The 11,839-nt window shown below is 72.6% G+C and carries 8 protein-coding genes and 2 pseudogenes; 2 read left to right on the forward strand and 8 right to left on the reverse strand.

The annotated features are described in order from the left end of the window. Positions 1-712 precede the first annotated feature (712 nt). Positions 713-1,714, forward strand: a complete 1,002-nt coding sequence (gene trpS, locus IE217_RS34065) for a tryptophan--tRNA ligase (protein ID WP_190181835.1) — start codon at positions 713-715, stop codon at positions 1,712-1,714. Positions 1,715-1,790: 76 nt separating this feature from the next. Here the strand turns inward: trpS and proC are convergent, their stop codons facing one another. The 6 genes from proC to IE217_RS34095 all read right to left on the reverse strand — a co-directional run bounded on the left by proC (position 1,791) and on the right by IE217_RS34095 (position 6,673). Continuing rightward, complete coding sequence (gene proC / locus IE217_RS34070; RefSeq protein ID WP_190181836.1) at positions 1,791-2,600, reverse strand: pyrroline-5-carboxylate reductase; 810 nt, start codon at positions 2,598-2,600, stop codon at positions 1,791-1,793. A gap of 69 nt (positions 2,601-2,669) precedes the next feature. Beyond that, positions 2,670-3,476: an ABC transporter permease gene (locus IE217_RS34075; RefSeq protein ID WP_190181837.1), complete on the reverse strand. Its 807-nt coding sequence runs from the start codon at positions 3,474-3,476 to the stop codon at positions 2,670-2,672. After that, a complete protein-coding gene (locus IE217_RS34080; RefSeq protein WP_373298195.1) occupies positions 3,473-4,276 on the reverse strand; it encodes an ABC transporter ATP-binding protein in 804 nt (267 codons plus the stop codon). Before IE217_RS34080 ends, IE217_RS34075 begins: the two co-directional genes overlap by 4 nt. 62 nt (positions 4,277-4,338) lie before the next feature. Continuing rightward, positions 4,339-5,160 (reverse strand): class I SAM-dependent methyltransferase, encoded by an 822-nt coding sequence (locus tag IE217_RS34085; RefSeq protein ID WP_190181839.1) that lies wholly within the window; start codon positions 5,158-5,160, stop codon positions 4,339-4,341. Positions 5,161-5,750: 590 nt separating this feature from the next. Beyond that, the gene (locus tag IE217_RS34090) at positions 5,751-6,272 is read right to left on the reverse strand and encodes an EamA/RhaT family transporter (protein ID WP_190181840.1); all 522 of its coding nucleotides are present in this window, start codon (positions 6,270-6,272) and stop codon (positions 5,751-5,753) included. 71 nt (positions 6,273-6,343) lie between these two features. Beyond that, positions 6,344-6,673, reverse strand: a complete 330-nt coding sequence (locus IE217_RS34095; protein WP_190181841.1) for an SH3 domain-containing protein — start codon at positions 6,671-6,673, stop codon at positions 6,344-6,346. A gap of 182 nt (positions 6,674-6,855) precedes the next feature. Here IE217_RS34095 and IE217_RS34100 point away from each other — a divergent pair. Then, positions 6,856-9,023 (forward strand): annotated as a pseudogene (locus IE217_RS34100) (serine/threonine-protein kinase). Positions 9,024-9,089: 66 nt separating this feature from the next. Here the strand turns inward: IE217_RS34100 and ilvD are convergent. After that, positions 9,090-10,943 carry a dihydroxy-acid dehydratase gene (gene ilvD, locus IE217_RS34105; RefSeq protein WP_190181842.1) on the reverse strand — a complete coding sequence of 618 codons (1,854 nt, stop codon included), beginning with the start codon at positions 10,941-10,943 and terminating at the stop codon, positions 9,090-9,092. A 448-nt stretch (positions 10,944-11,391) separates the two neighbouring features. Then, positions 11,392-11,781: pseudogene (locus IE217_RS34110) on the reverse strand (transposase); the annotation flags it as partial. Positions 11,782-11,839 lie beyond the last annotated feature (58 nt).

Consider the following 11,839-nt stretch of genomic DNA (forward strand, 5'->3'; position numbering starts at 1 on the left):
CGAGAGCGGAACCACCGGAGGAATAGTCCAGTGGTTCACAGCGTCCTCGCTGTGTTTTTTTCAAAGGAACCTCGCCCCGACCGAACCGGCCGGAGACGGGGTATCAACATATCTGGCGTTGACTTTTGGCACGCTGTTGAGTTCTCAAGGAACGGACGCTTCCTTCGTACTCACCCTCTCGGGCTTTCCTCCGGGCGCTTCCCTTCGGTGTTTCCGACTCTATCAGATCTTTTCTCGACCTGATCCCCAGTCAGCGGGGTTTGTCTTCCAGGCCGTTGGGCCGTTCCGACGTTCCAAACCTTAGCGGACTCTCTCCGTGTTTCCCAAATCGAGGCCGATTCGGGAATCGGAATTGAATTCGGACATGCCGAAATCGTTCCCACTGGGAGGTCGTGCAGAGGTTTTGGAGTGCCGCTCGTGCGGCGGGAGGTGTCGCCGCAGAACCGTTCCGGTCCCGTGACAACCCGAAGAACCTTACGGATGCCGACGCGGTGTGTCAACTCACGGCGGGAGGGCCCTCCGGGGGCGTACTGTGGGGGGCGTGATGACGCGTACGTACAACCAGTGCTGGTGGGCCGCCTGACGGCGGCCGCGCTCACGTACGCATGCAACGGCCGCCGCCTCGGCGGCCGTTCTTGTTTCTCCCTCCACCACTCCGAGGGCGGCCGGCCGGGGACGGCGGCCCCGACCAGAGATGGAGTGAACAGTGGAGATGACTCGGGCACGGGTGTTCAGCGGGGTCAAGCCGACCGGCAACCTGACGCTGGGGAACTATCTGGGCGCCCTGCGCCGGTGGGCAGAGGTCGATCAGCACCGCGCGGACGCCCTGTTCTGCGTGGTCGATCTGCACGCGCTGACCGTGGACCACGATCCCGGGCGGGTGCGCAGGCTCAGCCGGCAGGCGGCGACCCTGCTGCTGGCGGCGGGGCTGGATCCCGAGCTGTGCACGGTGTTCGTGCAGAGCCATGTCGACGAGCACGCCCGGCTGTCGTACCTGCTGGAGTGCGTGGCGACGGACGGCGAGATGCGGCGGATGATCCAGTACAAGGAGAAGGCGCCGCGGGAACGGGCCCGGGGCGGGAGCGTACGGCTGTCGCTGCTGACGTATCCCGTGCTGATGGCGGCGGACATCCTGGCGTACGGGACGGACGAGGTGCCGGTCGGTGAGGACCAGACCCAGCACGTGGAGCTGAGCCGGGATGTCGCGGTGCGGTTCAACCAGCGCTACGGGCACACCTTCGTGGTGCCGAGGGCGACGGCTCCGGCGGTGGCCGCGCGGGTGATGAACCTCCAGGACCCGGCGTCGAAGATGGGGAAGTCGGACGACTCCGGGCCGGGCATCGTCTATCTGCTGGACGAGCCGGAGGTCGTACGGAAGAAGGTCATGCGGGCGGTGACGGACAGCGGGCAGGACGTGGTCTACGACCGCGAGGGCCGGCCCGGCATCGCGAACCTGCTGGAGATCCTGGCCGCCTGCGAGGGCGGGGACCCCGAGGAGCTGAGCCGTGGCTACGACTCGTACGGGGCCTTGAAGAAGGACACCGCCGAGGCCGTGGTGGAGGTGCTGCGGCCCTTGCAGGCGCGGCACCGGGAGCTGTGCGCGGACCCGTCGTACGTGGACGGGGTGCTGCGGGAGGGTGCTCGGCGGGCCAGGGAGATGGCACGGCCGCGGGTGGACGCGGCGTACCGGGCGATCGGGCTGCTGCCCGCTTGACGGGTCGGTGGGCCGGAGGGCAGGTGACTCAGCGGGTGCCCGGGCCGGCCGGCCGCTGAGCCACCTGCCGCCGGGGTCAGTTGTTGCCGGAGGCCAGTTCGCGGCTGCGGTCGCGGGCGGCTTCCAGGGCGGCGATGAGGGCGGCGCGCACGCCGTGGTTCTCGAGCTCGCGGATGGCGTTGATCGTCGTGCCGGCGGGCGAGGTGACGTTCTCGCGGAGCTTCACGGGGTGTTCGCCGCTGTCGCGGAGCATGACCGCGGCGCCGATGGCGGACTGGACGATGAGCTCGTGGGCCTTGTCGCGGGGCAGGCCGAGCAGGATGCCCGCGTCGGTCATGGCCTCGACCAGGTAGAAGAAGTACGCCGGGCCCGAGCCGGACAGGGCGGTGCAGGCGTCCTGCTGGGACTCGGGGACGCGCAGCGTCTTGCCGACGGCGCCGAAGATCTCCTCGGCGTGGGCGAGGTGGGCGGCGGTGGCGTGGGTGCCGGCGGAGATGACGGACATGGCCTCGTCGACGAGGGCGGGGGTGTTCGTCATGACGCGGACGACGGGGGTGCCGGCGGTCAGGCGCTCCTCGAAGAAGGCGGTGGGGATGCCCGCGGCTCCGCTGATGACCAGGCGGCCGGCGGGGACGTGCGGGGCGAGTTCGTCGAGGAGGGTGCCCATGTCCTGGGGCTTGACCGTGAGGATCAGGGTGTCGGCGGTCTTGGCGGCCTCCGGGTTGGTGACCGGGGTGACTCCGTAGCGGCCGCGGAGTTCTTCGGCCCGTTCCGGGCGGCGTGCGGTCACCAGGAGGTCGGCGGGGGCCCAGCCGGCCCGGATCATTCCGCTGAGCAGGGCTTCGCCGATCTTGCCGGTGCCGAGGACTGCGACTTTCTGGCTCATGGGACTCATCCTCGCACCGGGGGTGCGGCGGGCGGCGGTCCGTCCGGTCGGCGGACACCGCCCGCGCCGTCACACCGTGCGGCGGCGCAGGGTGGCCGCGCCGAGGCCGAGGACGAGGAGGGCGCAGCCGGCGACGATCAGTACGTCCCGTACGAAGGTCGCCGTCACGTCGGTGTGGCGCAGTACCTCGTTCATGCCGTCGACCGCGTAGGACATGGGCATCACGTCGGAGATGGCCTCCAGGACGGGGTGCATGTTGGAGCGGGCGGTGAACAGGCCGCACAGGAGCAGCTGGGGGAAGATCACCGCCGGCATGAACTGGACCGCCTGGAACTCGGAGGCCGCGAAGGCGGAGACGAAGAGTCCGAGGGCGGTGCCGAGGAGTGCGTCGAGCAGCGCGACCAGGAGGAGCAGCCAGGCCGAGCCGGTGACGTCCAGGCCGAGGAACCACAGGGCGAGGCCGGTGGCGAGGGCGGACTGGACGATCGCGACGGAGCCGAAGGCGAGGGCGTAGCCGACGATGAGGTCGCCTTTGCCGAGCGGCATGGCGAGGAGGCGTTCGAGGGTGCCGGAGGTGCGTTCGCGCAGGGTGGCGATGGAGGTCACCAGGAACATGGTGATCAGGGGGAAGATGCCGAGCAGTGAGGCGCCGATGTTGTCGAAGGTGCGCGGGCTGCTGTCGAAGACGTAGCGGAGCAGGACCAGCATCAGGCAGGGGACCAGCAGCATCAGGGCGATGGTGCGGGGGTCGTGGCGCAGCTGGCGCAGGACGCGGGCCGCGGTGGCGGTGGTGCGGGCGGCGCTGAGGGCGCGGGTGTGGGTGTGCGGCTGCGCGTGGTGGTGCGCCTGTGCGGCGGTCGGCGGGGTGGTGCTCATCGTGCTGACTCCTTCGCGCGGCCGGCTGCGACCGCCTCGTCGACCAGGTGCAGGAAGGCCGCCTCGACGGTGTCGGCGCCGGTGCGGGTGCGCAGGGCGTCGGGGGTGTCGTCGGCGAGGATCTCGCCCTCGCGCATGAGGAGGAGGCGGTGGCAGCGCTCGGCCTCGTCCATGACGTGGGAGGAGACGAGGAGGGTGGTGCCGCGGGTGGCGGCGATGTGGTGGAAGAGGTTCCACAGGTCGCGGCGGAGTACGGGGTCGAGGCCGACCGTGGGTTCGTCGAGGACGAGCAGTTCGGGGGCGCCGAGCAGGGCGACGGCGAGGGAGACGCGGCCTCGCTGGCCGCCGGAGAGGTTGCCGGCGAGGGTGTCGGTGTAGCCGGTGAGGTCGACGTCGGCGATGGCGCGGGTGACGTCGTCGCGGCGGCGTCCGGAGGCGGCGCGGCCGGGGTCGAGGATCGCGGCGAAGTAGTCGAGGTTCTGGCGCACGGTCAGGTCGTCGTAGACGGAGGGGCTCTGGGTGACGTACCCGACGCGGGTGCGCAGCGTGGGGTGACCGGCGGGCCGGCCGAGGACGTCCAGCGTGCCGCTCACCTTGGCCTGCGTACCTACGACCGCCCGCATCAGGGTGGACTTCCCGCACCCGGACGGGCCGAGCAGCCCGGTGATCTGCCCGCGCGGCACGGCGAACCCGAGCCCGCGCAGGACGGTGCGGGGACCGCGCACGACGGTGAGATCCGACGCGCGCACCGCGTCGCCGGATGCGGGGTGGGGCGAGACGCCCGAGGATTTATTCATCACTCGGTGATTAACTCGCGCGAGAGGGCCCGCGTCAAGTGCCATCGGGCCCTGAAGCGTGCGGGTCACATCTCCGTCGTGGTGGCCGGCGTGGTGGCCGGCTTGGTGGCCACCAGCAAGCGAACGTCGTACGTCTCCGTCACCGCTCCCTCGGGGAAGGTCCTGAGCAGGTGGGCTCGTTCCCGGTCGAAGAAGGCGGACGCGTGGGGGGCGGGGCTGACCAGGAAGATCGAGTGGCTGGCGATGTTGGCGAGGTGGGTGTCCAGGGCGACGGTGCGGCTCCAGCGGATCGTGCGGCGGTGGAAGTGGAGGCGGCCGCTGGGGTCGGCCAGGTCCGTGTCGGTACCGGCGGCCGGGCGCTCCGCGGAGACGTCCATGTCGAAGTGGCGGGCGATGCGGCGGCTCTGTTCGGCGATCCACGGGATGTCGTTCGCGTCGGTGTTCCACCACAGCGCCAGCGCGCCGCCCGGCCGCAGTACGCGCAGGGCCTCCGGGACCGCGCGGGCGGGGTCGGTCCAGTGCCAGGACTGGGCGTACGTGATCAAGTCGGTGGACGCGGTCGCGAGCGGGAGGGCGTTGCCGTCGCCGCGCACGACGGGGACGTCGGGGAGGGTGCGGCGGAACTGGGCCGCCATGCCCTCGCCCGGCTCGACGGCCAGTACGTCGGCGCCCCGTGCGCGCAGGAGGGCGGTCGCGATGCCGGTGCCGGCGCCGACGTCCGCGACGCGGGCGCCGGCCAGGGGGCGGCCGGCGAGTTCCTCGATCGCGTCGAGGAGTGCGGGCGGATAGGAGGGGCGGTTGGCCGCGTACTCGGCGGCGGCCGCGTCGAAGGAGCGGGCCCTGGTGGTGTTCAGGCCCGTCCAGGGGTGCGGGGTGGGTGCGGTCATGGCGCCCATGGTGGGGGCTCGGTGGCGTGGGGCGACAGGGGGTTTTCGTCCGGTGGAGCGTGGGTGCCGGGTTCGGCACTGCGTGCGGTGCCACCGCCGGCGTCTCGTTCGGCACTACGTCCGGCGCCACGTCCGGCGCCCGTGCCGGGTTGCGGCGCGGGGGCGCGGTCGGCGGTCAGGAGCGGCGGTCGTCGGGATTTCGTGCCGGGCCGCTTTCCGGCGCGGGCCGCACGCCAGTCCGGCGGTGCCTTCCGGCGCGGGGCCGCCTTCTGGCGCACGAGGCGCGGTCGGCGGTCAGGAGCGGCGGTGGTCGGGATTTCGTGCCGGGCCGCTTTCCAGCGCGGGCCGTGTTCTTTTTCGGCGCCGCAATGCGTCCCGGTGACGTATTGCGTCCCGGTGCCGGGTCGCGGCGCGGGGGCCGCATTCCGAGGGCGTGCCGTATTGCGGCGCGGATGCGTACCGGCGCGGATGCCGTATGCCAACGGAGGGTCGCATTCCGGTGCGCGGCATCGTATGTCGGTGCCCGGTCGCGGGCCTGTGTAAGTAGCGGCCGCGCGATTGTCGTTCGGGGGCCGATGTCCCGGTCGGTGTCAGGAGCGGCGGCGTTTTTTGGGGTTGCCGGAGCGGCGGGTGGCTCGGCGGGTGTGTTGTTCGCGGGCCCGCTCGTATTCCTCGCGGTGGAGTTTCTCGCCGGGGGCCTCGGTGAGGGAGCGGAAGAAGTAGGCGAGGAGCGAGCCGACGAAGCCGATGGCGAGCAGGCCGCGCAGGGAGGCCTGCCGCTCGGGATCGGGGCGCTTGGAGAAGCCGTCCCAGGTGTGCCGGAAGGCGAGCGCGCTGCACACCGCGAACATCACCACGACCAGCAGCGTCACGAAGGCGCCCGAGTTCGCCAGGGCCAGGCCCTGGTAGGCGAAGCGGAGCACCAGGCAGGCGGCCGCGGCGGCGAGCAGCGAGCCGGCCGCCACGCCCGCGCGGCGGGCCGCGTAGCCGTTGTCGTGGTCCACCCAGGTCGTGCCGAAGAAACGCAGGGGCTCGGGCCGGGGGCCGCTCGCGCCGGCACCGGGGCCGGCGGAGCCCGCGGTGCCGTCCGGGGTGCCGTTGTCGTCGCTCACGGGACGATTATGGCTCCGGTGCGGTCGCGGGCTCCGGGCGGGATGGATCCCGGGGACGCGGGATCGTCCGGTCAGGAGCAGCGGGAGGTCACGTAGCCGTCGGCGCCCGTGTAGACGTAGGAGTCGGACACGTACTCGCCGTCGCCGATGTTGTCCCAGATGTTCGAGGTGCCGTACGGGCCCGAGACCGTGGTGCCCGGCGTCTGGCAGTAGATCGGGACCTTGGCGCCCTGGGACAGGGTCCGGACGACCGGGTAGCCGGTGCCGGGACCGCTGCGGACGTTGAGGTTCACGCCGGGGGCGACGGAGTAGTACCGCACCGCGGCGGCGGCCGCGACGGCCCCCTCGGCGCCGCCCTCCGACGTGTCCCCTCCGGTGTTCTCGACATGGTCGACCGACATGGATGACCTCCCCCGTTGAGCCCCATGACTGTCATGGGGTCCCGTTGATTCCCAGGAATCGCGTGACAAAACAGCTGTGCGCGATTCGTACGGGAACGCTAGCAAGCCTCCTGGGTCCCGTTCGAGTCATCGACTAGGGTCGGTGCGTCGCGCGCGCGGACGAACAGCACGGGGGTGGTTCCATGGCGCCACAGCGCAGCAGCGGAGCGGGCGCGGAAGCGGAACTTCCGCAGTACGCCGGTCACTACCGCCTGGAGTCGTGCCTCGGCTCGGGCGGCATGGGCGTCGTGCACCTGGCCCGCAGCACCTCCGGGATGAAGCTCGCGGTGAAGGTCGTGCACGCCGAGTTCGCCAACGATCCTGAATTCCGGGGGCGGTTCAGGCAGGAGGTCGCGGCGGCCCGGCGGGTGAGCGGCGCCTTCACCGCACCCGTGGTCGACGCCGACCCGGAGGCCGCGCGCCCCTGGATGGCCACCCTGTTCATCCCCGGCCCCACCCTGTCCGAGTACGTCAAGCGGAACGGGCCCATGCCGCCTGCCGAGTTGCGCCGTCTGATGGCCGGCCTCGCCGAGGCGCTGCGCGACATCCACCGCGTGGGGGTCGTCCACCGCGACCTCAAGCCGAGCAACGTGCTGCTCGCCGAGGACGGCCCGAAGGTCATCGACTTCGGCATCTCCCGGCCCAAGGACAGCGAACTGCGCACGGAGACCGGCAAGTTGATCGGGACCCCGCCCTTCATGGCGCCCGAGCAGTTCCGGCGGCCGCGTGAAGTGGGGCCCGCGGCCGATGTCTTCGCGCTCGGTTCGGTGCTGGTGCACGCGGCGACCGGGCGCGGTCCGTTCGACTCCGACAGCCCGTACATCGTGGCGTACCAGGTGGTGCACGACGAGCCGGACCTGACCGGCGTACCGGAGAACCTGGCCCCGCTCGTGCTGCGCTGCCTGGCCAAGGAGCCCGAGGACCGGCCCACTCCCGACGAGCTGATGCGCGAACTGCGCTCGGTGGCGGCCTCGTACGACACCCAGGCGTTCATACCGGAGCAGAGGGCCGGACAGCGGGCTGAGGAGCGGTCGGCGGGGAAGCGGGCCGGCCGCTCGCCGGGCGCCGGTACGGAAGAGCGCGTACGCGTGAAGGCAGGGCTCGCGGACAAGCCGCGGCGGCCCTGGCGGCGGCTGGTGCTCGTCGCGGCGGCGGTGACGCTCGCGGTGGGCGGGGCGCTGGGCTCGGTGGCGCTGTTCGGCGGCAACGGCGGGCAGACTCCCGAGGCCGGCGGGACGCGGGCCGCCTCGGCGCGGATCGGCCCCTGGGAGGCCGCTCCCCCGTCCGGCGGCACGGGCACGCCCCACTGCGCCCACGTGGCCCGGTCGCTGGCGTGCGCGCGGCCGGGGCTGGTCTTCGCGCTCGACCCGGCCGACGGCAGGCTGCTGTGGCGGCACCCCGTCAGCGCGGCGGTCGTCGGCAGCCCGCCGCCCGTCTCGGGCGGTCTGGTGGCGACCCTGACGGACAAGGGCCGGGCCTTGAGGCACTGGACCCCGCGACCGGGAAGGTGCGCTGGAAGCGTGCCGTACCGGCGGCGGCCGGGGTGCGGGCGGCCGGCGGCGTCCTGCTGGTGACCGGCCCGGACGGCACGGTCACGGGCGTGGACGGCGCGACCGGCGGAACCAGGTGGAGCCGGGCCGTGCCGGGGCAGCGCACGCCCTACTTCAGCTCCTACGCGGGCGATCCGCTGGCGTACACGGCGAGCGTGTCGGCGGACGGTTCGAGCACGCGCGTCACCGCCGTCGATCCGCGCAGCGGCGAGGTGCGCTGGGACGTCCGGCTGAAAGGTTCCCTCGAGCCGATCGGCAGCAGCCGCGGCGGTGAGGGGGGCAAGGGCGGGTCCGTGCACTTCCTGTCCCTCGACCCGGTCTACAGCGAGGCGCGGGCGCTGGTCGCCTACTCCCCCGGGACCGGTCAGACGCGCCGGAGCCCGCTGACCGTACGGCTCCAGCAGGCGAACGGCACGGTGCACGCGGGGGTGGCGTACCTCATGGCCACCGGCGGGTCGCTGGAGGCGGTCGACCTCGGCTCGGGCAGGCGGCTGTGGGCCCTGGAGACGTCCGTGAGCCGCGCCTCCGTGCCGGTGACCGACGGGCGCCTGGTGTACGTCGGCTCGGCGGACGGGCGGCTGCTCGCGGTGGACGCGCGCAAGGGCACGCTCGTCGGGCAGACGCCGGCCCGGCTGGGCGCCAAGGGCGACCGGGTCGCCGCCTCGGTGCCCGCGCCGGTGCTCGCGGGCGGCCGCGTCTACGCCGGCGCTCCCGACGGCGCCGTCTTCGCCGTGGACGGGAGCGGCCCGGCGACCTGGTGAGGCCCGGTGCCACGCGAAAGGGCCGCTCCCCCGGGGAGCGGCCCTCGGCGTCTGTGAGCGAGGCGCTCAGCCCAGCTTCGACACGTCCCGCACCGCGCCCCTGTCGGCGCTCGTGGCCATCGCGGCGTAGGCGCGCAGGGCGGCGGAGACCTTGCGGTCACGGCCCTTGGGCGCGTACGCGCCGCCGAGGGCCTCGCGGCGGGCGGTGAGCTCCTCGTCGGAGACCAGCAGCTCGATGGAGCGGCCGGGGATGTCGATGCGGATGCGGTCGCCGTCCTCGACCAGGGCGATCGTGCCGCCGGAGGCGGCCTCCGGGGAGGCGTGGCCGATGGACAGGCCCGAGGTGCCGCCGGAGAAGCGGCCGTCGGTGATCAGCGCGCACGCCTTGCCCAGGCCCCGGCCCTTCAGGTACGAGGTCGGGTAGAGCATCTCCTGCATGCCGGGGCCGCCCTTGGGGCCCTCGTAGCGGATGACGACGACGTCGCCCTCCTTGACCTGCTGGGTGAGGATCTTCTGGACGGCCTCCTCCTGGGACTCGCAGACGACCGCCGGGCCCTCGAACGTCCAGATCGACTCGTCGACGCCCGCGGTCTTCACCACGCAGCCGTCGACCGCCAGGTTGCCCCTGAGGACGGCGAGGCCGCCGTCCTTGGAGTACGCGTGCTCGACGCTGCGGATGCAGCCGCCCTCGGCGTCCTCGTCGAGGGCCTCCCAGCGCTCGGACTGGGAGAAGGCCTCGGCGGAGCGGACGCAGCCGGGGGCCGCGTGCCACAGCTCGACGGCCTCGGGGCTCGGGGAGCCGCCGCGGACGTCCCACGTCTTGAGCCAGTCGGCGAGGGAGGGGCTGTGGACGGCGTGCACGTCCTCGTTGAGCAGGCCCGCGCGGTGCAGCTCGCCGAGGAGGGCGGGGATGCCGCCGGCGCGGTGCACGTCCTCCATGTAGTACGTGCGGTCCTTGGCGACGTTCGGGGCGACCTTCGCCAGGCAGGGGACGCGGCGCGAGACGGCGTCGATCTGCTCCAGGCCGAAGGGGACGCCGGCCTCCTGGGCGGCGGCCAGCAGGTGCAGGATCGTGTTCGTCGAGCCGCCCATGGCGATGTCCAGGGCCATGGCGTTCTCGAAGGCCGCGAAGGTGGCGACGCTGCGGGGCAGGACGGTGTCGTCGTCCTGCTCGTAGTAGCGGCGGGTGATGTCCATGACCGTGCGGGCCGCGTCGACGTAGAGCCGCCTGCGCGCGGTGTGGGTGGCCAGGACCGAGCCGTTGCCGGGCAGGGACAGGCCGATCGCCTCGGTGAGGCAGTTCATCGAGTTGGCGGTGAACATGCCCGAACAGCTGCCGCAGGTCGGGCAGGCGTTCTCCTCGATGCGGAGGATGTCCTCGTCGGAGACCTTGTCGTTGGCGGCCTCGGCGATCGCGTCGATCAGGTCGAGGGTGCGGACGGTGCCGTCGACCAGGGTGGCGCGGCCGGCCTCCATGGGGCCGCCGGAGACGAAGACCGTCGGGATGTTCAGCCGCAGGGCGGCCATCAGCATGCCCGGGGTGATCTTGTCGCAGTTGGAGATGCAGACCAGGGCGTCGGCGCAGTGGGCCTCGACCATGTACTCCACGCTGTCCGCGATCAGGTCGCGGGAGGGCAGCGAGTACAGCATGCCGCCGTGGCCCATCGCGATGCCGTCGTCGACGGCGATGGTGTTGAACTCGCGCGGGATGCCGCCCGCCTCGCGGACCGCCTCGCTGACGATCCGGCCCACCGGCTGGAGGTGGGTGTGGCCGGGCACGAACTCGGTGAAGCTGTTGGCGATGGCGATGATCGGCTTGCGGCCGATGTCCGCGCCCGGTACACCGGAGGCCCGCATAAGGGCGCGGGCGCCCGCCATGTTGCGACCGTGGGTGACTGTGCGGGACCTCAGCTCGGGCATCGTCGCTCGCTCCTTCGGAGAGTTCTGACTCGGTCGAGCGTACGCCGGTCATCCAGGGGTCGGGACGAGGTGTCCGGAATACGGGACGGGTGTCTCGGGTGCCGGTGATCGCGGGGCTCGGCGGGAGGGGGCGAGCGGGCCGGGGGCCCGGCGGTTCGGGGGCGGCCCGGGCGGCTGGCCCTGAGGGTGGCCGGGGGCGGCTCGGGCGGCCGGCCCGGAGAGCGGGCCGGACGGCTGGCCCGGAGAGCGGGCCGGACGGCTGGCCCGGAGAGCGGGCCGGACGGCTGGCCCGGAGAGCGGCCGGGGGCGGCTCGGGCGGGGCGGGCCCCGGAGAGCGGCCGGGGGCCGCGGGCCCGGGCGGCTGGCCCGGAGGGTGGCCAGGGGCCGCGGGCCCGGAGAGCGGGCCGGGGGCCGCGGGCCCCCCGGGGGGGTGCCTCTATGTTCTTCGTCAAGCTGGGCGGGGGCTTCGTGGTTGGTAGAAGGTTCCGTCGCGAAGCATGGCGAACAGGACGCTGATGCGGTGGCGGGCAAGTCGGAGGAGGGCCTGGGTGTGGGTTTTGCCGCGGGCTCGGCAGCGGTCGTAGTAGCTGCGGGAGGCGGGATCGTGCAGGGCCGCGAACGCGGAGAGGAACATCGCCCGTTTCAGCTGCCGGTTGCCGCCTCTGGGAGCGTGTTCGCCGTGGATCGACGTGCCGGACTGCTTCGTTGCTGGGGCGAGTCCGGCGTAGGAGGCCAGGTGGGCGGCGCTCGGGAACGAGCTGCCGTCGCCGACGGTGGCCAGGAGGACTGCGGCGGTCCTGACACCGATGCCGGGCATCGAGGTCAGGACCTTCGAAAGACATCCGATGCAGTTGATCTGTCAAGCCGCGACGGCAAGTTGAGAGGCTTCGGATGGT

The organism is Streptomyces naganishii JCM 4654 (assembly GCF_014650575.1).
Lineage (GTDB): Bacteria > Actinomycetota > Actinomycetes > Streptomycetales > Streptomycetaceae > Streptomyces > Streptomyces naganishii.

Excerpts from the sequence above, each read along its gene's own strand:
- trpS (WP_190181835.1), top strand. The coding sequence starts at position 713 with ATGACTCGGGCACGGGTGTTCAGCGGGGTCAAGCCGACCGGCAACCTG.
- proC (WP_190181836.1), bottom strand. The coding sequence starts at position 2,600 with ATGAGCCAGAAAGTCGCAGTCCTCGGCACCGGCAAGATCGGCGAAGCC.
- IE217_RS34075 (WP_190181837.1), bottom strand. The coding sequence starts at position 3,476 with ATGAGCACCACCCCGCCGACCGCCGCACAGGCGCACCACCACGCGCAG.
- IE217_RS34085 (WP_190181839.1), bottom strand. The coding sequence starts at position 5,160 with ATGACCGCACCCACCCCGCACCCCTGGACGGGCCTGAACACCACCAGG.
- IE217_RS34095 (WP_190181841.1), bottom strand. The coding sequence starts at position 6,673 with ATGTCGGTCGACCATGTCGAGAACACCGGAGGGGACACGTCGGAGGGC.
- ilvD (WP_190181842.1), bottom strand. The coding sequence starts at position 10,943 with ATGCCCGAGCTGAGGTCCCGCACAGTCACCCACGGTCGCAACATGGCG.